The 20,777-nt window shown below is 53.1% G+C and carries 18 protein-coding genes and 1 pseudogene; 13 read left to right on the forward strand and 6 right to left on the reverse strand.

Going from position 1 to position 20,777, the window contains the following annotated elements:
• The first annotated feature begins 225 nt into the window (after positions 1–225).
• The 4 genes from aspS to ruvC all read left to right on the forward strand — a co-directional run bounded on the left by aspS (position 226) and on the right by ruvC (position 3,872).
• Positions 226–1,998, forward strand: a complete 1,773-nt coding sequence (gene aspS / locus K8W53_RS09775; protein ID WP_058654698.1) for an aspartate--tRNA ligase — start codon at positions 226–228, stop codon at positions 1,996–1,998.
• A gap of 93 nt (positions 1,999–2,091) precedes the next feature.
• Positions 2,092–2,544, forward strand: a complete 453-nt coding sequence (nudB, locus tag K8W53_RS09780) for a dihydroneopterin triphosphate diphosphatase (protein ID WP_023223942.1) — start codon at positions 2,092–2,094, stop codon at positions 2,542–2,544.
• A 29-nt stretch (positions 2,545–2,573) separates the two neighbouring features.
• Positions 2,574–3,314, forward strand: coding sequence for a YebC/PmpR family DNA-binding transcriptional regulator (locus K8W53_RS09785; RefSeq protein ID WP_000907242.1), 741 nt, complete (start codon positions 2,574–2,576; stop codon positions 3,312–3,314).
• Positions 3,315–3,350: 36 nt separating this feature from the next.
• Positions 3,351–3,872 (forward strand): crossover junction endodeoxyribonuclease RuvC, encoded by a 522-nt coding sequence (ruvC, locus tag K8W53_RS09790; RefSeq protein ID WP_000022509.1) that lies wholly within the window; start codon positions 3,351–3,353, stop codon positions 3,870–3,872.
• A gap of 1 nt (position 3,873) precedes the next feature.
• Here ruvC and K8W53_RS09795 read toward each other — a convergent pair whose 3' ends face one another.
• Positions 3,874–4,473, reverse strand: a complete 600-nt coding sequence (locus tag K8W53_RS09795; protein WP_000716749.1) for a YebB family permuted papain-like enzyme — start codon at positions 4,471–4,473, stop codon at positions 3,874–3,876.
• A 208-nt stretch (positions 4,474–4,681) separates the two neighbouring features.
• Here K8W53_RS09795 and K8W53_RS09800 point away from each other — a divergent pair.
• The 3 genes and pseudogenes from K8W53_RS09800 (at position 4,682) to ruvB (ending at position 7,363) form a co-directional block, all read left to right on the forward strand.
• Positions 4,682–5,373: pseudogene (locus K8W53_RS09800) on the forward strand (hypothetical protein).
• A gap of 359 nt (positions 5,374–5,732) precedes the next feature.
• Complete coding sequence (gene ruvA, locus K8W53_RS09805) at positions 5,733–6,344, forward strand: Holliday junction branch migration protein RuvA (protein WP_000580335.1); 612 nt, start codon at positions 5,733–5,735, stop codon at positions 6,342–6,344.
• Between the two features lie 8 nt (positions 6,345–6,352).
• On the forward strand, positions 6,353–7,363 hold the full coding sequence (gene ruvB / locus K8W53_RS09810; protein WP_000568508.1) for a Holliday junction branch migration DNA helicase RuvB: 1,011 nt from the start codon (positions 6,353–6,355) through the stop codon (positions 7,361–7,363).
• Between the two features lie 78 nt (positions 7,364–7,441).
• Here the strand turns inward: ruvB and znuB are convergent, their stop codons facing one another.
• Complete coding sequence (gene znuB, locus K8W53_RS09815) at positions 7,442–8,227, reverse strand: zinc ABC transporter permease subunit ZnuB (RefSeq protein WP_000571508.1); 786 nt, start codon at positions 8,225–8,227, stop codon at positions 7,442–7,444.
• Complete coding sequence (gene znuC / locus K8W53_RS09820) at positions 8,224–8,979, reverse strand: zinc ABC transporter ATP-binding protein ZnuC (RefSeq protein WP_000203023.1); 756 nt, start codon at positions 8,977–8,979, stop codon at positions 8,224–8,226. The genes znuB and znuC overlap by 4 nt, the downstream gene beginning before the upstream one ends.
• A gap of 78 nt (positions 8,980–9,057) precedes the next feature.
• Here znuC and znuA point away from each other — a divergent pair, with 78 nt between their 5' ends.
• The 3 genes from znuA (at position 9,058) to lpxM (ending at position 12,425) form a co-directional block, all read left to right on the forward strand.
• On the forward strand, positions 9,058–10,002 hold the full coding sequence (gene znuA / locus K8W53_RS09825) for a zinc ABC transporter substrate-binding protein ZnuA (RefSeq protein ID WP_000939597.1): 945 nt from the start codon (positions 9,058–9,060) through the stop codon (positions 10,000–10,002).
• Positions 10,003–10,017: 15 nt separating this feature from the next.
• Entirely contained in the window at positions 10,018–11,337 is a 1,320-nt protein-coding gene (mepM, locus tag K8W53_RS09830) for a murein DD-endopeptidase MepM (protein WP_001184028.1), read from the forward strand.
• Positions 11,338–11,453: 116 nt separating this feature from the next.
• On the forward strand, positions 11,454–12,425 hold the full coding sequence (gene lpxM / locus K8W53_RS09835; protein ID WP_000448401.1) for a lauroyl-Kdo(2)-lipid IV(A) myristoyltransferase: 972 nt from the start codon (positions 11,454–11,456) through the stop codon (positions 12,423–12,425).
• A gap of 72 nt (positions 12,426–12,497) precedes the next feature.
• Here the strand turns inward: lpxM and pyk are convergent, their stop codons facing one another.
• Together pyk and K8W53_RS09845 are read right to left on the reverse strand one after the other, a co-directional pair.
• On the reverse strand, positions 12,498–13,940 hold the full coding sequence (pyk, locus tag K8W53_RS09840; protein WP_000091156.1) for a pyruvate kinase: 1,443 nt from the start codon (positions 13,938–13,940) through the stop codon (positions 12,498–12,500).
• Between the two features lie 123 nt (positions 13,941–14,063).
• Positions 14,064–14,933 (reverse strand): MurR/RpiR family transcriptional regulator, encoded by an 870-nt coding sequence (locus tag K8W53_RS09845; RefSeq protein WP_001056719.1) that lies wholly within the window; start codon positions 14,931–14,933, stop codon positions 14,064–14,066.
• Between the two features lie 341 nt (positions 14,934–15,274).
• Here K8W53_RS09845 and zwf point away from each other — a divergent pair, with 341 nt between their 5' ends.
• The 3 genes from zwf to kdgA all read left to right on the forward strand — a co-directional run bounded on the left by zwf (position 15,275) and on the right by kdgA (position 19,475).
• Positions 15,275–16,750: a glucose-6-phosphate dehydrogenase gene (zwf, locus tag K8W53_RS09850; protein ID WP_161400182.1), complete on the forward strand. Its 1,476-nt coding sequence runs from the start codon at positions 15,275–15,277 to the stop codon at positions 16,748–16,750.
• A gap of 234 nt (positions 16,751–16,984) precedes the next feature.
• Positions 16,985–18,796, forward strand: a complete 1,812-nt coding sequence (edd, locus tag K8W53_RS09855; protein WP_001069124.1) for a phosphogluconate dehydratase — start codon at positions 16,985–16,987, stop codon at positions 18,794–18,796.
• Positions 18,797–18,833: 37 nt separating this feature from the next.
• Positions 18,834–19,475: a bifunctional 4-hydroxy-2-oxoglutarate aldolase/2-dehydro-3-deoxy-phosphogluconate aldolase gene (kdgA, locus tag K8W53_RS09860; RefSeq protein ID WP_000800497.1), complete on the forward strand. Its 642-nt coding sequence runs from the start codon at positions 18,834–18,836 to the stop codon at positions 19,473–19,475.
• Positions 19,476–19,574: 99 nt separating this feature from the next.
• Here the strand turns inward: kdgA and purT are convergent, their stop codons facing one another.
• Positions 19,575–20,753 (reverse strand): formate-dependent phosphoribosylglycinamide formyltransferase, encoded by a 1,179-nt coding sequence (purT, locus tag K8W53_RS09865; protein WP_161400181.1) that lies wholly within the window; start codon positions 20,751–20,753, stop codon positions 19,575–19,577.
• Between the last annotated feature and the right edge of the window lie 24 nt (positions 20,754–20,777).

A 20,777-nucleotide genomic window follows, 5' to 3' on the forward strand; every position in this document is an offset into this window, starting at 1 on the left:
ATACCCGCGTGAAAAACCCGGGTACAGTCAGTATGAACCAGGCGTCGATACCGCATGAAACGGGCAAGTTATCGCTCCCATGCTGGATTGACTCTTATCGTGCGGCAGAATTTCCAGTATAATAGCCGCCTTTTTTCATCCAGTTGTGACATACAGCTAAAGCTGCGACTTCGTCGCCTGCATGGCAGGCAACAATCCGCCTGCGGCTAAGTTAAGGGATATCTCATGCGTACAGAATATTGCGGACAGCTACGTCTGTCCCACGTGGGGCAGCAGGTGACTCTGTGTGGTTGGGTCAACCGTCGTCGTGATCTTGGCAGCCTGATCTTTATCGATATGCGCGACCGCGAAGGTATTGTGCAGGTGTTCTTCGATCCGGATCGTGCGGACGCGTTAAAGCTGGCCTCTGAACTGCGTAATGAGTTCTGCATTCAGGTTACGGGCACCGTGCGTGCGCGTGACGCGAAAAACGTCAATGCGGATATGGCGACCGGCGAAATTGAAGTGCTGGCGTCCTCTCTCACTATCATCAACCGCGCAGACTCACTGCCGCTTGACGCTAACCACGTTAATACCGAAGAGGCGCGTCTCAAGTACCGCTATCTGGATTTGCGTCGCCCGGAAATGGCGCAGCGCCTGAAAACTCGCGCCAAAATTACCAGCCTGGTGCGTCGTTTTATGGACGATCACGGTTTCCTTGATATTGAAACCCCGATGCTGACCAAAGCGACCCCGGAAGGCGCGCGCGATTACCTGGTACCGTCCCGCGTACACAAAGGTAAATTCTATGCGTTGCCGCAGTCTCCGCAGTTGTTCAAACAGCTCCTGATGATGTCCGGCTTCGACCGCTACTATCAGATCGTAAAATGCTTCCGTGATGAAGACTTACGTGCTGACCGTCAGCCGGAGTTTACTCAGATCGACGTCGAGACCTCCTTCATGACCGCGCCACAGGTGCGCGAAGTGATGGAAGCGCTGGTGCGCCATTTGTGGCTGGAAGTGAAAGGCGTGGATCTGGGGGATTTCCCGGTCATGACGTTTACCGAAGCGGAACGTCGTTACGGTTCCGACAAACCAGACCTGCGTAACCCGATGGAACTGGTAGATGTCGCTGACCTGCTGAAATCGGTAGAGTTCGCGGTCTTCGCGGGCCCGGCTAACGATCCGAAAGGCCGCGTGGCAGCGCTGCGTGTGCCTGGCGGCGCACAGCTTAGCCGTAAGCAGATCGACGATTACGGTAACTTTGTTAAGATCTACGGCGCGAAAGGCCTGGCGTATATCAAAGTTAACGAGCGCGCGAAAGGTCTGGACGGGATTAACAGTCCGGTGGCCAAGTTCCTGACCGCCGACATCGTCGAGGCTATCCTTGAACGTACCGGCGCGCAGGACGGCGATATGATCTTCTTCGGCGCAGATAACAAAAAAGTGGTTGCCGATGCGCTGGGCGCGCTGCGTCTGAAACTGGGCAAAGACCTGAGCCTGACCGACGAAGACAAATGGGCGCCACTGTGGGTGATTGACTTCCCGATGTTCGAAGACGACGGCGAAGGCGGTCTGACCGCGATGCACCATCCGTTCACCGCCCCGCGTGACATGACGGCGTCTGAACTGAAAACTGCGCCGGAAGAAGCCGTCGCTAACGCTTACGATATGGTGATTAACGGCTATGAAGTGGGCGGCGGTTCGGTGCGTATTCACAACGGTGAAATGCAGCAAACCGTATTTGGTATTCTCGGTATCAATGAGCAGGAGCAGCGCGAGAAGTTCGGCTTCCTGTTGGATGCGTTGAAATACGGTACGCCGCCGCACGCGGGCCTGGCGTTTGGTCTGGACCGTCTGACCATGCTGTTGACCGGCACCGACAATATTCGTGATGTTATCGCCTTCCCGAAAACGACCGCCGCCGCGTGTCTGATGACCGAAGCGCCGAGTTTCGCCAACCAGGCAGCGTTGACGGAGTTGGGGATTCAGGTTGTGAAGAAAGCCGAGAATAACTGATATGAACAATGTACACGACATCATTCGCGTGATATCGCGGCGGCCCGCAAGGGCGAGTCTCATCCGTCACCCAACAGCCAACAACGAGGTCGCGTGAAGGATAAAGTGTACAAGCGCCCCGTTTCGGTCCTGGTGATTATTTTCGCGCAGGATACGAAACGGGTGCTAATGTTGCAGCGACGCGATGACCCGGATTTTTGGCAGTCAGTGACTGGCAGCATAGAAGAAGGGGAGACCGCGTTGCAGGCCGCCGTACGTGAAGTCAAAGAGGAGGTCACGATTGATGTTGTGGCAGAGCAACTGACCTTAATCGACTGCCAACGTACGGTGGAGTTTGAAATTTTTTCACATTTACGTCATCGCTATGCGCCGGGCGTCATGCACAATACAGAATTCTGGTTCTGCCTTGCGTTACCGCATGAGCGGCAGGTGATATTCACTGAACATCTGACGTACCAGTGGCTTGATGCGCCTGACGCGGCGGCGCTTACCAAGTCCTGGAGTAACCGGCAAGCGATTGAAGAGTTTGTCATTAACGTCGCCTGAAAAGGCGCGCTTTTTTTGAGGAAATATTTATGGCAGGTCATAGTAAATGGGCCAACACCAGACATCGTAAAGCTGCGCAGGATGCCAAGCGCGGTAAAATCTTCACTAAAATTATTCGTGAACTGGTAACGGCAGCTAAATTGGGCGGCGGCGATCCGGATGCCAACCCGCGTCTGCGCGCGGCTGTAGATAAAGCGCTGGCCAACAACATGACCCGCGACACTCTGAACCGTGCCATCGCTCGCGGTGTGGGTGGTGATGAAGACTCGAACATGGAAACCATCATCTATGAAGGTTATGGTCCTGGCGGCACGGCCATTATGATTGAGTGTCTGAGTGACAACCGTAACCGTACCGTAGCGGAAGTGCGTCATGCTTTCAGCAAGTGCGGCGGTAATCTGGGTACCGATGGCTCAGTGGCGTACCTGTTCAGTAAGAAAGGGGTCATCTCCTTTGAGAAAGGCGATGAAGACACCATCATGGAAGCCGCTCTGGAAGCTGGCGCGGAAGATGTTGTGACCTATGATGATGGCGCGATTGATGTTTACACTGCCTGGGAAGAGATGGGCAAAGTGCGTGACGCGCTGGAAGCGGCGGGTCTGAAAGCGGACAGCGCCGAAGTGTCCATGATCCCGTCAACCAAAGCGGATATGGATGCGGAAACCGCGCCGAAACTGCTACGTCTGATCGATATGCTGGAAGACTGTGACGATGTTCAGGAAGTCTACCATAACGGTGAGATCTCTGATGAGGTGGCGGCGACCCTGTAATGGTGCTGTTAAACGCCGGCGGGCAGGGGGTATAGCGTGTCGATTATTCTCGGTATTGACCCCGGCTCGCGCATTACCGGTTATGGCGTTATCCGCCAGGTAGGCAGACAACTGACCTATCTGGGCAGCGGATGTATTCGCACCAAAGTCGATGATTTGCCGTCTCGTTTGAAGCTCATATACGCAGGCGTGACGGAAATCATCACGCAGTTCCAGCCGGACTATTTTGCTATCGAACAGGTGTTTATGGCGAAGAACGCCGATTCAGCCCTCAAGCTGGGACAGGCGCGCGGCGTCGCGATTGTCGCCGCGGTCAATCAGGAACTGCCCGTGTTTGAATACGCGGCGCGTCAGGTGAAGCAAACCGTCGTCGGTATTGGTAGCGCGGAGAAAAGCCAGGTACAGCATATGGTGCGCACGTTGCTGAAGCTCCCCGCTAACCCGCAGGCCGATGCCGCGGATGCGCTGGCTATCGCCATTACGCATTGCCACGTTAGCCAGAACGCGATGCAAATGAGCGAGAGCCGACTCAATCTGGCGCGGGGAAGGTTGCGCTAAATCATTCTCCCTCAGCCTCGCGTTGAGGGTTTTCAATTCCACAGGCGCTAATTAATTCTAAATTGGGATGTTGCCACAGGCTGGCTGGCGTCACCGTCTTACGATCCCACGGGATTGAACCTAAAAACCAGAATTTCCAGAAGGCGAGTTTCGCATCAGGATTGCTGTGAAGTAATTCTTCGAATGTCTCAATATCGCCTACCGGAATACACAATGCTTCTTTATAGATATCAAACACAAATTTCGAGCAGAACTGGCGCGATGACTCGTATTTAAACCCCGTGTGATAAAACTTATTCAGCCGGGCGGGAACCTGTTCCATGATGGCGAGTTTCTGTTCGACCGTCAGACCGCCGCACAGGCGACGAACCGCGTAACGTTGTCCAGCTGAACGTTGTATAAACAGTGACAGCGTGGTGACGGTTGAGAGGGGGACGCGACTTTCCGCCACCAGATAGTCATCACCATTATGACCAATAATAATCCCAACATGGTTGCTCCAGCACTGTGAAGCGGTGGATATCTGGCCGAAAAGCGCGGCACCTATACAGGTAAAGACGATATCCCCGGTTTCATATTGGACAGAATAATGTTTTTTCATCTCTGCATTCCATTATTTGAAATAAATTCCTTTTATTTATTCTACAGGGTAGTTAGCATTATACCAGATAAATGACAAGCCTTAGTGTCATCGAAATATGTATGGTGAATATTTCATTTATTGGAATTAATGTCGCAAATATATTTGGGGGGGATTAAGGTGGTAAATTTCTCATCATCTGATCTCTCATATTGACAGGGAGTATGACGTGGTTGATGATAAACCAATGAGAATAGGTTGGGTATTTTATTTTTCTTATATTTTTGTTGCTATTATCTTTCATCTGTTTATTAGTTTTTGTTATTGTTTGAGTATTGATATGGCAGAGGCTAATACTGTTCTTTTTTTATTAAAGCCAGGGACGATTTCATTATTATTTTTGCTTCTTCCTGCCAGGCGGTTCAGGACCAGACTGTTGGCAACATTGAGTTCAGTTTTCATTACCTTAGTATTTAACCAGTGGCATTTGGTTGCCGGGAATAAAGAACTGGTTTTGTGCCTGCAGGCAGCGTGCTTTATGGCTTTCCTGGCTATGACATCGGTAAAAAATCCGGGTGGATGATTAGCGCATCATTATTTTTGGTTTGTGCGGCCGGAACGATTCGCCAGTGCTGGCTGGAACAGCTGTTTAACGCTGCCGATATATATATTGTTGATGATGGGCGGAGCTGTGGCGCCAGCGGCCACTGCTTCCAATATATTGCAGCAAAAGGCCGTGGGTTAGCAGCAAAACGACAGGCACTTTTTAGTAGCGAAGAGTATGTGAATATTTATTATAGTTATTCAGAAGGGATGCCAGCCGTGAATTTCGATGGCATGAAAAATGAGTTTGTACAATATTTATTGTGTCATGGCGAATTAAAATCTGTTGCGCGCGACGATAAAACAACATGCGATTAAATTCAGCGCTAGTGGTTAATATTATTAAATCTATTCTCGGGTCTGTTTTTTTGGAGGCCCGATGTTCCGCTGTTGGCATTCGTACTGGATACATTATTAGTGTTATCAGGATACTCATTATTGAAGACTACCGAACGTGCGCCACGGCATGTTGGCAAAAAGTTGTTCGCGTAGGACGCAAAAAGTTGTCAATGAGTGTACGACTTATTTTGTACGCAGCGGGGAGCGTACCCGTCGTTAACCATCGCGGGTTGTCGGAGTAGAGAAATATCGGGATACGTGTTTTTCATCTGGATAAACATCCAGTCTTTTTTTATGATAGTGCATTATCTTTTCAGCCCTTTACGCAGGAGCGTCATGTGATAGGCAGACTCAGAGGCATTATTCTCGAAAAACAACCCCCGATCGTGCTGCTGGAGACAGGGGGCGTAGGCTATGAAGTACATATGCCTATGACCTGCTTTTACGAGCTGCCGGAGGCCGGGCAGGAGGCAATCGTCTTCACCCACTTTGTGGTGCGTGAAGATGCGCAGTTGCTGTACGGATTCAACAATAAGCAAGAGCGCACGCTGTTTAAAGAGCTAATTAAAACGAATGGCGTCGGGCCTAAGCTGGCGCTGGCGATTCTCTCCGGCATGTCGGCGCAGCAGTTTGTGAATGCGGTTGAGCGCGAAGAGCTTGGCGCACTGGTGAAGCTGCCGGGTATCGGCAAGAAAACCGCCGAAAGGCTGATTGTCGAAATGAAAGACCGCTTTAAAGGGCTACATGGCGATCTCTTTACGCCAGCGGTCGACTTGGTATTGACATCGCCGGCCAGCCCAACCTCGGAAGATGCAGAACAAGAAGCAGTTGCTGCGCTGGTGGCGCTGGGTTATAAACCGCAAGAAGCCAGTCGGATGGTAAGCAAGATCGCCCGTCCGGATGCAAGCAGTGAAACACTGATTCGCGACGCGTTACGCGCCGCGTTATGAGGTAAAGGATGATAGAAGCAGATCGCCTGATTTCAGCAGGCGCCACGATCGCAGAAGACGTCGCCGATCGCGCCATTCGCCCGAAGCTATTGGCGGAATATGTCGGCCAACCGCAGGTGCGCTCCCAGATGGAGATCTTTATTCAGGCGGCAAAACGGCGTGGCGACGCACTAGATCACTTGCTGATTTTCGGCCCGCCAGGGTTAGGTAAAACGACTCTGGCGAATATCGTTGCCAATGAAATGGGCGTCAATCTCCGAACCACGTCCGGCCCGGTGCTGGAAAAAGCAGGCGATCTGGCGGCTATGCTCACCAATCTTGAACCGCATGATGTGCTGTTTATTGATGAGATTCACCGGCTTTCACCGGTGGTGGAAGAGGTACTCTATCCGGCGATGGAAGATTACCAGTTGGATATTATGATTGGCGAAGGGCCTGCTGCACGTTCAATTAAGATCGATCTGCCGCCGTTTACGCTCATTGGCGCGACGACGCGAGCAGGTTCGCTGACCTCGCCGCTACGCGACCGTTTTGGTATTGTGCAGCGCCTGGAGTTCTACCAGGTGCCCGATCTGCAGCACATCGTCGGGCGCAGCGCAAGGCACATGGGGCTTGAGATGAGCGATGACGGCGCGCTGGAAGTGGCGCGTCGGGCGCGCGGTACGCCGCGTATAGCCAACCGTCTGCTCAGACGTGTGCGTGATTTCGCCGAGGTGAAGCATGACGGGGCTATTTCAGCGGAAATTGCCGCGCAGGCGCTGGATATGCTGAACGTCGATGCGGAAGGGTTTGACTATATGGATCGCAAGCTGCTGCTGGCGGTTATTGATAAATTCTTCGGTGGTCCGGTGGGACTGGATAACCTGGCGGCGGCGATTGGCGAAGAGCGTGAAACCATTGAGGATGTGCTGGAGCCGTATCTGATTCAGCAAGGCTTTTTGCAGCGCACGCCGCGTGGGCGTATGGCAACGGTGCGCGCCTGGAACCATTTCGGGATCACGCCGCCAGAGATGCCTTAGCGCCTGAAGTCGCTGCGCTCATCAGACCTGGGCAATTTTGTAGGCCCGGTAAGCGCAGCGCCACCGGGCAACACACGCTTAGCTTGCCTGCTTTTTCATCATACTGAAGATAAACAGCAGCGCGGCACACAGCACTACGGATGGCCCTGCCGGGGTATCATAAAAGGCTGAGAAGGTCAGTCCACCTGTAACCGCTATCATACCTACACCAACGGCGACGCCCGCCATCTGCTCCGGCGTACGGGCAAAGCGACGCGCGGTTGCGGCGGGGATAATCAGTAGCGACGTAATGATCAGCGCTCCGACAAACTTCATCGCCACGCCGATAGTTAACGCCGTTACCAGCATCAATAGCAGCTTCACGCGCTGTAACTTCACGCCATCGACAAAGGCAAGATCCGGACTGATAGTCATTGACAGCAAGTTGCGCCACTGCCAGAAGAGAATGGCCAGCACAATAACGACCCCAATAGCGATCGAGATAAGATCTTCCGGCGTGACGGCCAGCAAATCGCCAAACAGATAAGCCATTAAATCAACGCGGACATTGGACATCAGGCTGACCACGACCAGTCCTAAAGATAAGGCGCTGTGCGCCATAATGCCCAGTAAGGTATCAATCGCGAGGTGAGGGCGTTTCTCCAGCCATACCAGACCGGCGGCCAGCAGCAGCGTAACGGCGATTACCGCATAAAAGGGGTTAACGTCCAGCAACAGGCCAAACGCCACGCCCAGAAGCGACGCGTGAGCCAGCGTATCGCCAAAATAGGACATCCGACGCCAGACCACAAATGAGCCCAAAGGACCAGCGGCGCAGGCCAGCATCATCCCGGCCAGCCAGCCGGGCAGTAATAATTCAATCATGAGTGACCATTTCCCCGGCGCAGTACAATACGACCCTGTAAATCGTGGCGATGATTATGATGATGGCGATAAATCCCTAATTGCTCCGCGCCTCGCGGGCCAAACATAGAGATAAATTCCGGATGCATAGACACCACTTCCGGCGCGCCGGAACAGCAAATATGATGGTTCAGGCATAACACTTCATCCGTCTTTGCCATGACCAGATGTAGATCATGTGACACCATCAACACGGCGCAATCGAGTTCGCGACGCAGCTGATCGATAAGGTCGTATAACGCGACCTGGCCGTTGACATCCACGCCTTGCGTCGGCTCATCAAGTACCAGCAACTGCGGCCTGTTAAGCAGAGCACGCGCCAGCAGTACGCGCTGTGTCTCACCGCCGGAGAGTTTTTGCATGGGCGCGTCAATCAAATGTCCGGCCTGAACGCGTTTAAGCGCCGGGAGAATATCCGTTTTTTGCGTGCCGGGACGTAAACGTAAAAATCGGTTTACCGTCAGCGGAAGCGTGGTATCGAGATAGAGCTTTTGCGGGACATAGCCGATACGGAGTTGCCCGTTGCGCTTGATCACCCCTTCATCAGGGGCTACCAGTCCTAAAACCACGCGTACAAGCGTTGACTTCCCCGCGCCGTTAGGGCCGAGAAGCGTTAAAATTTTTCCGGGGCTCAATTCAAGCGACACGTCAGAGAGGACGCGGCGTTGACCAAATGAGACCGAGACGTTTTCCAGTGAAACTAAACTTGTCATGTTAATTTTAGGCTTGCAGAAGTGATAGAATGTTATAATATCACATTTCACACATTCATTACGATGATTAGTCGCATTATGTTACAGAAAAATACGCTTCTTTTCGCAGCATTATCCGCCGCGCTTTGGGGGAGTGCAACCCAAGCTGCCGACGCTGCCGTTGTCGCTTCGCTTAAACCGCTTGGGTTCATCGCTTCCGCCATTGCTGATGGCGTTACGGATACGCAAGTATTACTTCCGGATGGGGCATCCGAGCATGATTATTCATTGCGTCCATCAGACGTAAAACGCTTACAGGGCGCGGACTTAGTCGTCTGGGTTGGCCCGGAAATGGAAGCCTTTATGGAGAAGTCGGTCAGGAATATCCCTGATAATAAGCAGGTTACCATTGCGCAACTTGCCGATGTAAAACCGTTACTCATGAAGGGCGCGGATGATGATGAGGATGAACATGCGCATACGGGCGCCGATGAGGAAAAAGGTGACGTACATCACCATCACGGCGAATATAACATGCATCTTTGGCTCTCCCCAGAGATAGCGCGGGCTACAGCGGTTGCAATCCATGAAAAATTAGTGGAACTTATGCCGCAAAGTCGAGCCAAACTCGACGCCAACCTGAAGGATTTTGAGGCACAATTAGCCGCAACCGATAAACAGGTCGGTAACGAGCTCGCGCCGCTCAAGGGGAAAGGGTATTTCGTTTTTCATGACGCCTACGGTTACTACGAAAAACACTACGGACTCACCCCGCTCGGTCACTTTACCGTGAACCCTGAGATACAACCTGGCGCGCAGCGTTTACATGAAATAAGAACACAGTTGGTTGAGCAAAAAGCAACCTGCGTTTTTGCTGAGCCACAATTCAGGCCAGCGGTCGTGGAAGCCGTGGCGAGAGGGACATCCGTTCGAATGGGAACACTGGACCCCCTCGGAACGAACATTAAACTGGGTAAAACAAGCTATTCAGCGTTTTTAAGCCAATTAGCCAACCAGTATGCGAGCTGCCTGAAAGGAGATTAACGAGGAAGTGAATACGTGCAACAGATAGCCCGCTCTGTCGCCCTGGCATTTAATAATCTGCCCCGACCCCACCGCGTTATGCTGGGGTCACTTACCGTTCTGACACTGGCCGTCGCCGTATGGCGGCCCTATGTTTACCACCCAGAATCCGCACCAATCGTTAAAACTATTGAACTGGAGAAAAGCGAGATTCGTTCCCTCTTACCGGAGGCCAGCGAACCCATCGATCAGGCCGCGCAGGAAGATGAAGCTATTCCTCAGGATGAGCTGGACGATAAAACCGCAGGCGAAGTCGGCGTCCATGAATACGTCGTCTCCACAGGCGATACGTTAAGCAGCATTCTGAATCAGTACGGCATCGATATGAGCGATATTAGCCGACTTGCCGCTTCTGATAAGGAGCTGCGCAATCTGAAAATTGGCCAACAGCTTTCCTGGACACTGACCGCCGATGGCGATTTACAGCGTCTGACATGGGAAGTCTCCCGCCGTGAAACGCGTACCTACGATCGCACTGCCAACGGTTTTAAAATGAGCAGTGAAATGCAGCAGGGGGACTGGGTTAACAGTCTGCTGAAAGGTACGGTAGGGGGTAGCTTTGTCGCCAGCGCGAAAGAGGCCGGTTTAACCAGCAGCGAAATCAGCGCAGTGATAAAAGCCATGCAGTGGCAGATGGATTTTCGCAAGTTGAAAAAGGGCGATGAATTTTCGGTTCTGATGTCGCGCGAGATGCTGGATGGCAAGCGTGAACAGAGTCAGTTGTTGGGCGTGCGGATGCGTTCCGATGGTAAAGATTACTACGCCATTCGCGCCGCTGACGGTAAATTCTATGACCGTAACGGTGTTGGCCTGGCGAAAGGCTTTTTACGCTTCCCGACCGCCAAACAGTTCCGCATCTCCTCCAACTTCAATCCGCGCCGTCTGAACCCGGTTACCGGACGCGTTGCGCCGCATCGTGGCGTTGACTTTGCGATGCCGCAGGGTACGCCGGTGCTGTCGGTGGGGGATGGCGAGGTCGTGGTCGCTAAACGTAGCGGCGCTGCCGGTTACTACATTGCGATTCGTCATGGACGCACCTACACCACACGTTATATGCACTTGCGTAAGCTGCTGGTGAAACCGGGGCAAAAAGTGAAACGTGGCGATCGTATTGCGCTTTCTGGTAACACCGGGCGTTCCACAGGGCCGCATCTGCATTATGAGGTATGGATCAACCAGCAAGCCGTTAACCCTCTAACAGCAAAATTGCCGCGCACGGAAGGTCTGACGGGGTCAGATCGTCGTGAATACCTGGCACAGGTGAAAGAGGTTCTGCCACAACTGCGCTTCGATTAACAAATGCGCTGACAGAGCCGGTACGCGATGTGTGCCGGCTTTTTTGTTTTGTGTGCGGCGCAGACGTCGCTACACTATTCACAATTCCTTTTCGCGTCAGCAGACCCTGGAAAAGCATGGAAACCAAAAAAAATAATAGTGAGTATATCCCTGAATTCGAAAAATCCTTTCGCTATCCGCAGTATTGGGGCGCCTGGTTGGGCGCGGCGGCAATGGCGGGGATCGCATTAACACCGGCATCATTCCGTGACCCTTTGCTGGCGACGCTGGGGCGTTTTGCCGGACGGCTGGGGAAGAGTTCTCGTCGCCGGGCGCTAATTAATCTGTCGTTGTGCTTTCCGCAGCGTAGCGAAGCTGAGCGCGAAGCGATTGTCGATGAGATGTTCGCCACCGCGCCACAGGCAATGGCGATGATGGCTGAGTTGGCGATGCGCGGTCCGAAAAAAATTCAACAGCGTGTTGACTGGGAAGGTCTGGAAATCATTGAGGAGATGCGTCGTAACGACGAAAAAGTCATTTTTCTCGTACCGCATGGCTGGGGCGTCGACATTCCAGCCATGCTGATGGCCTCTCAGGGGCAAAAAATGGCGGCGATGTTTCATAATCAGGGTAATCCGGTTTTTGACTATATCTGGAACACAGTGCGTCGGCGTTTCGGCGGACGTTTGCATGCGCGTAATGACGGGATTAAACCCTTTATTCAGTCTGTTCGTCAGGGCTACTGGGGTTACTACCTGCCGGACCAGGATCACGGCCCGGAGCATAGTGAATTCGTTGATTTCTTTGCGACATACAAAGCGACGCTGCCTGCAATTGGTCGGCTGATGAAAGTGTGCCGTGCACGCGTGATACCGCTTTTCCCGGTGTATAATGGTAAAACGCATCGCCTGACTATCCAGATTCGCCCGCCAATGGACGATCTGCTCACGGCTGACGACCACACTATCGCCAGACGGATGAACGAAGAGGTCGAAATTTTTGTCGGCCCGCATCCGGAACAGTACACCTGGATCCTGAAGCTGCTCAAAACCCGCAAGCCAGGCGAGATTCAGCCGTATAAGCGTAAAGATCTTTATCCCATCAAATAAATAAAGCCTCTCGTAAGAGAGGCTTTATGCTGACAAACCCTGTACTACCTGATGAACAGGTGTGGGGGAGTTTTACTCAACGGTCAAAATACGCGTGGTATTGGTTGAGCCGACGGTGCTCATGACATCGCCCTGAGTCACGATCACCAGGTCGCCGGAAACCAGATACCCTTTATCGCGCAGCAGATTAACAGCTTCATGCGCCGCGACAACGCCATCAGCCGCGCTATCAAAATGCACCGGCGTTACTCCGCGGTAGAGCGCGGTCAGGTTCAGCGTGCGTTCATGGCGCGACATGGCGAAAATCGGCAGGCCGGAGCTGATACGGGAAGTCATTAGCGCGGTACGACCGGATTCCGTCATGGTGATGATTGCGGTAACGCCTTTCAGATGGTTTGCCGCATACATCGCAGACATGGCAATGGCTTCTTCAACGTTGTCAAACTGCACGTCGAGACGGTGTTTAGACACATTGATGCTGGGGATTTTTTCTGCGCCCAGACAGACGCGCGCCATTGCGGCAACGGTTTCAGAAGGATACTGACCGGCTGCGGTTTCGGCAGACAGCATAACCGCATCCGTGCCATCCAGGACGGCGTTCGCTACGTCCATCACTTCCGCGCGGGTCGGCATCGGGTTGGTGATCATCGACTCCATCATTTGCGTTGCGGTGATGACTGCGCGGTTTAGCTGACGCGCACGGCGAATCAGCGCTTTCTGGATACCAACCAGCTCCGGATCGCCGATTTCAACGCCCAGATCGCCACGTGCGACCATCACAACGTCAGAGGCCAGAATGATATCGTCCATGGCGTTTTGGTCGCATACCGCTTCGGCGCGTTCGACTTTAGCCACAATTTTCGCGTCGCAGCCGGCGTCGCGTGCTAGGCGGCGTGCGTAGTTCAGATCTTCGCCGCAGCGCGGGAAGGAGACGGCCAGATAGTCAACGCCTATCAGCGCAGCGGTTTGAATATCGGCTTTGTCTTTTTCGGTCAGCGCTTCAGCAGAAAGCCCGCCGCCGAGCTTGTTAATGCCTTTATTGTTAGACAGCGGGCCGCCGACGGTGACCTCGGTAAAGACTTTCATGCCCTGGACTTCAAGCACTTTCAACTGCACTCGACCATCGTCAAGCAGCAGGATATCGCCAGGAACGACGTCTGCCGGCAACCCTTTGTAATCAATGCCGACTTTTTCTTTATCGCCTTCGCCTTTACCCAGGTTAGCGTCTAACAGAAATTTGTCCCCGATATTGAGGAACACTTTGCCTTCTTTAAAAGTGGAAACGCGAATTTTTGGCCCTTGCAGGTCGCCTAAAATAGCCACATGACGCCCCAATTTGGCGGCAATCTCACGGACTTTATCAGCACGCATTTTATGATCTTCCGGCGAGCCGTGAGAGAAGTTCATACGTACTACGTTTGCGCCCGCGGCGATAACCTTCTCAAGGTTGTTATCGCGGTCAGTTGCCGGGCCTAACGTGGTAACGATTTTGGTTCTGCGAAGCCTTCTGGACATGTAATACTCCGTTGACTAAAACAACTTGGTGTTGCGTGAACATTGATCCGGTCGTTCTGAAACCTTAACGGTATAAAATGAACGTCCCCGGATGACGAAAAGGGTAGAACATTGTTATTGCTTTTAGCGGTCATCACTCCTGATGAGTAATTCTTTATCAAAACGCGATTCCTTGAGCGCTTCCTTGACACGCTTCAAGTTATCTCTGAATTTCGCCCCGCGACGCAAAGTAAATCCCGTTGCCAGCACATCTATCACGGTCAGCTGAGCAAGTCGAGAGACCATGGGCATATAAATGTCTGTATCTTCCGGTACGTCGAGGGTAATGGCCAGCGTGGCTTCGCGCGCCAGCGGCGTTCCAGCGGAGGTCAGGGCGATCACCATCGCATCGTTTTCCCGCGCCAACTGCGCCAGTTCCACCAGGCTCTTGGTTCTGCCAGTATGCGAAATGAGCACGACGACGTCATCATCGTTACAATTCATACAGCTCATCCGTTGCAGCACGATATCGTCGGAGTAAATCACCGGCACATTGAAGCGAAAAAACTTATTCATGGCGTCATGCGCGACCGCGGCGGAGGAACCAAGACCAAAAAAGGCGATTTTTTTTGCCTGGGTCAGTAAATCGACGGCGCGGTTGACGGCCGATTTATCCAGCGACTGACGAACATGGTCGAGACTGGCCATGGCGGACTCGAAGATTTTTCCTGTATAGGCCTCAACGCTGTCATCTTCATCCACATTGCGATTAACATAGGGGGTGCCATTTGCCAGACTTTGCGCCAGATGCAGTTTAAAATCAGGAAAGCCGCGGGTATTCATGCTGCGACAGAAACGGTTCACCGTTGGCTCGCTAACGTTAGCTTCCTGGGCCAGCATGGCAATGCTTAAGTGAATCGATCTGCCTGGGGCGGCCAGAATAACATCGGCGACTTTTCGTTCAGATTTGCTTAAATGTTCCAGTTGAGACTGGACTTTTTCCAGCATATTCATGATTAGCAAGGCTCATGGGTATTAGCGATTTCAATGATGCGCGAAACCGAGCGCGTTTTGTTAGATATTACTCCTGGCGGCTGTCAAAGGGGGCAAAATGGCTAAAAAAGGTGTCGTTTTTTTTCATTACATGACCGACGTCGGATTTTAAGTTCCAGCTTGTGTGGAAAAGCGACAATTTTATTAGGCGTTTTGCCGATTATATTGCCAATCAAACGCCGGTTCACCTATGAAAAGGCGTTTACGGTTTCCGTAATCTCGTAAAAGCAGTACAGTGCTGTGTAATAAAATTACAACGATATCCTGGCTAAAGTACCAGGAGATTAACTGAGGAGAATGACATGGCGGTAACGCAAACAGCCCAGGCATGTGACCTGGTCATTTTCGGCGCGAAAGGCGACCTGGCGCGCCGGAAACTGCTGCCTTCCCTGTATCAGCTTGAGAAAGCCGGCCAGATCCATCCGGATACCCGGATCATTGGGGTGGGGCGCGCGGACTGGGATAAAGAAGCTTATACCCACGTCGTGCGTGAGGCGCTGGAAACCTTCATGAAGGAAAAAATTGATGAAGGCTTGTGGGATACGCTGAGCGGCCGTCTGGATTTTTGTAATCTTGAGGTTAACGATACGCCTGCGTTCAGTCGCCTGGGCGATATGCTGGATCAAAAAAACCGCACCACCATTAACTATTTTGCGATGCCGCCCAGCACCTTTGGCGCTATTTGCAAAGGGTTAGGGGAGGCTAAACTCAACGCCAAACCGGCGCGCGTCGTGATGGAAAAACCGTTGGGTACTTCGCTGGCGACCTCGCGTGAGATTAACGATCGGGTCGGCGAATACTTTGAAGAGTGCCAGGTATATCGTATCGACCACTATCTGGGCAAAGAAACGGTTCTCAACCTGCTGGCGCTGCGTTTTGCCAACTCGTTATTCGTTAATAACTGGGATAACCGCACTATCGATCACGTTGAGATTACCGTAGCGGAAGAGGTGGGGATTGAAGGGCGCTGGGGATATTTTGACCAGGCCGGTCAGATGCGCGATATGATCCAGAACCACTTGCTGCAAATTCTCTGCATGATTGCCATGTCACCGCCGTCTGACCTGAGCGCCGACAGTATTCGCGATGAAAAAGTCAAAGTGTTGAAATCGCTGCGCCGTATTGATCGCTCCAACGTGCGTGAAAAAACGGTTCGTGGTCAATACACCGCGGGCTTTGCGCAGGGGCAAAAGGTGCCGGGCTATCTGGAAGAAGAGGGCGCGAATAAAAGCAGCAACACCGAAACTTTCGTCGCGATCCGCGTCGACATCGATAACTGGCGTTGGGCGGGCGTGCCATTCTATCTGCGCACCGGCAAGCGTCTGCCAACCAAGTGCTCTGAAGTCGTGGTTTATTTCAAGACGCCTGAACTGAACCTCTTTAAAGAGTCCTGGCAAGACCTGCCGCAGAACAAATTGACGATTCGCCTGCAGCCGGATGAAGGCGTAGATATTCAGGTGCTTAACAAAGTACCGGGGCTGGATCATAAGCATAATCTGCAGATCACGAAGCTTGATCTGAGCTACTCCGAGACCTTTAATCAGACGCACCTGGCGGATGCATATGAGCGCCTGCTGCTGGAAACGATGCGTGGCATTCAGGCGCTATTTGTCCGCCGTGACGAAGTGGAAGAAGCCTGGAAGTGGGTGGACTCCATTACCGAAGCATGGGCGATGGACAACGACGCGCCGAAGCCGTATCAGGCGGGCACCTGGGGACCGGTAGCGTCCGTGGCGATGATTACCCGTGACGGTCGTTCGTGGAATGAGTTTGAGTAAATTTGCCACTCACTCTTAGGTGGTATTTTACCGGTAACATGATCTAACACAGATTGTAGAATCATTTTTGCACTTTTAAGCCTCGTGTGGATTCACCTGCGAGGCTTTTTTTATTACACTTCCTGAAACGATTTTGCCCCATTATCCCCGGACATCATGTATTTCACTGTCTTTCCACATTGATGAAACGCATGGTAAACCCGGTAGCCGGACAGATAAATTTCAGGAGCCTCTATGAATCCTAATTTGTTACGCGTAACACAGCGCATTGTCGAACGCTCGCAGCAGACCCGAAAAGCCTATCTTGCCCGCATTGAGCAGGCGAAAACCGCCACGGTCCACCGATCTCAACTGGCCTGCGGCAACCTGGCGCATGGCTTCGCCGCCTGTCAGCCAGAGGACAAAGCCTCGCTGAAAAGTATGTTGCGCAATAATATCGCCATCATTACCTCCTACAATGACATGCTCTCTGCGCATCAACCGTATGAACATTATCCGCAGATTATTCGTCAGGCCCTGCATTCCGTGAATGCGGTAGGTCAGGTCGCAGGCGGCGTACCGGCAATGTGCGATGGCGTTACGCAAGGGCAGGATGGCATGGAGTTGTCATTACTCAGCCGCGAAGTGATAGCGATGTCGGCAGCAGTAGGCCTTTCTCACAATATGTTTGACGGCGCGTTATTCCTCGGCGTATGCGACAAAATTGTTCCGGGGCTGGCGATGGCCGCGCTCTCTTTTGGTCATTTACCCGCGATTTTTGTTCCGTCAGGCCCGATGGCGAGCGGCCTGCCGAATAAAGAAAAAGTCCGTATTCGTCAGCTATATGCGGAAGGAAAAGTAGACAGAATGGCGCTGCTGGAGTCAGAAGCCGCCTCTTACCATGCGCCGGGCACCTGTACATTTTACGGCACCGCCAACACCAACCAGATGGTGGTGGAGTTTATGGGAATGCAGTTGCCGGGTTCTTCGTTTGTGCATCCGGATGCGCCGCTGCGCGAGGCATTGACTGCCGCTGCCGCACGTCAGGTAACACGTCTTACCGGCAACGGCAATACGTGGATGCCGCTCGGTAAAATGATCGACGAAAAAGTCGTGGTGAACGGCATTGTCGCGCTGCTGGCTACCGGCGGTTCCACCAACCACACCATGCATCTGGTTGCAATGGCGCGCGCGGCGGGCATTCTGATCAACTGGGATGACTTCTCGGATTTGTCGGAAGTGGTTCCGTTGATGGCGCGTCTGTACCCGAACGGTCCGGCGGACATTAACCACTTCCAGGCGGCGGGCGGCGTACCGGTATTGATGCGTGAGCTGCTCAATGCCGGATTGCTGCACGAAGACGTTAATACTGTCGCAGGCTTCGGCCTGAAACGCTATACGCTGGAGCCTTGGCTCAACAACGGCGAGCTGGACTGGCGTGAAGGCGCGGAAAGGTCACTGGATAACGATGTCATTGCCTCTTTTGATAAGCCGTTCTCTCCTCACGGCGGTACTAAGGTGCTAAGCGGTAATCTGGGGCGCGCAGTAATGAAGACGTCTGCGGTACCGGTTGAAAACCAGATCATTGAAGCGCCTGCCATGGTATTTGAAAGTCAGCATGATGTGCTGCCTGCGTTTGACGCGGGTCTGCTTGATCGGGATTGTGTCGTTGTCGTGCGTCATCAGGGACCAAAAGCGAATGGAATGCCAGAATTACATAAACTCATGCCGCCACTTGGTGTATTATTGGACCGCCGTTTCAAAATCGCGTTAGTTACTGATGGACGACTTTCAGGCGCTTCGGGTAAAGTGCCTTCAGCTATCCACGTAACGCCGGAAGCCTACGATGGCGGCTTACTGGCAAAAGTGCGCGATGGCGACATCATTCGCGTGAATGGGCAGACAGGTGAGTTAACTCTGCTGGTCGACGAGGCGGAACTTGCCGCTCGTCAGCCTCATATTCCGGACCTGAGCGCGTCGCGCGTCGGAACGGGGCGTGAGTTGTTTGGCGCGCTGCGCGAAAAGCTGTCGGGTGCGGAGCAGGGCGCAACCTGTATCACTTTTTAAGATGACACACTAGTAATCAGGCGAGAGAAGAATTCCGATGAAAAACTGGAAAACAAGTGCAGAAGCAATCCTGACCACCGGCCCGGTTGTCCCGGTCATTGTAGTCAATAAACTGGAGCACGCGGTGCCGATGGCTAAAGCGCTGGTGGCCGGGGGCGTTCGCGTTCTGGAAGTGACTTTACGTACGGCCTGCGCGATGGATGCTATTCGCGCTATCGCTAAAGAAGTACCGGAAGCGATTGTCGGCGCCGGAACCGTTCTCAATCCGCAGCAGTTGGCGGAGGTGACGGAAGCGGGCGCGCAGTTTGCGATTAGCCCGGGACTGACTGAGCCACTGCTGAAAGCCGCGACGGCAGGCACTATCCCATTGATTCCCGGTATTAGCACCGTTTCTGAACTGATGTTGGGCATGGACTATGGTCTGAAAGAGTTCAAATTCTTCCCGGCGGAAGCGAATGGCGGCACTAAAGCGTTGCAGGCGATTGCCGGTCCGTTCTCTCAGGTACGTTTCTGCCCAACCGGCGGCATCTCTCCGGCAAACTATCGTGACTATCTGGCGCTGAAAAGCGTGTTGTGCATCGGCGGTTCCTGGCTGGTGCCGGCCGACGCGCTGGAAGCGGGTGATTACGATCGCATCACCAAACTGGCGCGCGAAGCGGTAGAAGGCGCGAAGCAGTAAGCCGTTAAATGCCCGATGGCGCTTGCTTATCGGGCTTACGAGTGGCGATCAGGCAGGTCTGATAAAAATGCGCTAACGTCGCCATCAGGCGATGGCGCATTAGCCTTTTACCGTCACACGGCTGACGGCCTTTTTCGCTCTTATCACCGCTTCTTCAACGTTTTCACCTGTCGCTAACGCTACACCAAGACGACGGGTGCCGTCGATCTCAGGCTTACCAAACAGCCGTACCTGCACTCCGGCTCCTACCGCCGCGTGTACATTATCAAACGTCACATTTCGACTGGTAAGCTGCGGCAGAATCACGGCCGAGGCAGCGGGACCATACTGGCGAATAGCGCCTACGGGCATTCCCAGAAAGGCGCGCACATGCAGCGCAAACTCAGAAAGATCCTGAGAAATCAACGTGACCATTCCGGTATCGTGCGGGCGAGGGGAGACTTCGCTGAAAATGACTTCATCGCCACAGACGAAGAGTTCAACGCCGAACAGACCATGACCGCCTAACGCCAGTACCACATGACGCGCAATCTCTTGCGCCCGCTTCAGCGCCAGTTCGCTCATCTGCTGTGGCTGCCAGGATTCGCGATAGTCGCCATCTTGCTGACGATGACCGACCGGCGCGCAGAAATGCACGCCATCGACGGCGCTAACGGTGAGCAGCGTAATTTCAAAATCAAATTTAACCACGCCTTCCACAATCACGCGACCCGCGCCAGCGCGTCCGCCCTGTTGAGCATACTCCCATGCCTGCGCGAGCTGTTCGGCCGAGCGGATAAAGCTCTGGCCTTTGCCGGAAGAGCTCATGACCGGTTTGACGATGCAAGGAAAACCCACTGCGGCTACCGCATCATGAAAACTGGCCTCACTGTCGGCAAAGCGATACGTCGATGTCGGCAGACCTAATTCTTCTGCGGCCAGGCGACGGATCCCTTCGCGGTTCATCGTGAGCTGCGTTGCACGAGCGCAAGGCACGACATTCAGTCCTTCGCCCTCCAGCTCGCGCAGCGTATCGGTGGCGATCGCTTCTATTTCCGGCACGATATAATGCGGTTTTTCCTCTGTAATCACATGACGTAGCGCCTCGCCGTCCAGCATATTAATGACGTGTGAACGGTGAGCCACATGCTTGGCGGGAGCATCAGGATAGCGATCGACGGCGATAACCTCGATCCCCAGGCGTTGGCATTCAATCGCCACCTCTTTTCCCAATTCACCTGCCCCTAATAACATCACCCGCGTTGCTGCCGGACGCAGCGCAGTGCCTAATAGCGTCATATTTCTGTCCCCTTATTTACTTGC

Origin of the sequence: Salmonella sp. A29-2, from assembly GCF_020150755.1 — a bacterium.
Lineage (GTDB): Bacteria > Pseudomonadota > Gammaproteobacteria > Enterobacterales > Enterobacteriaceae > Salmonella > Salmonella enterica.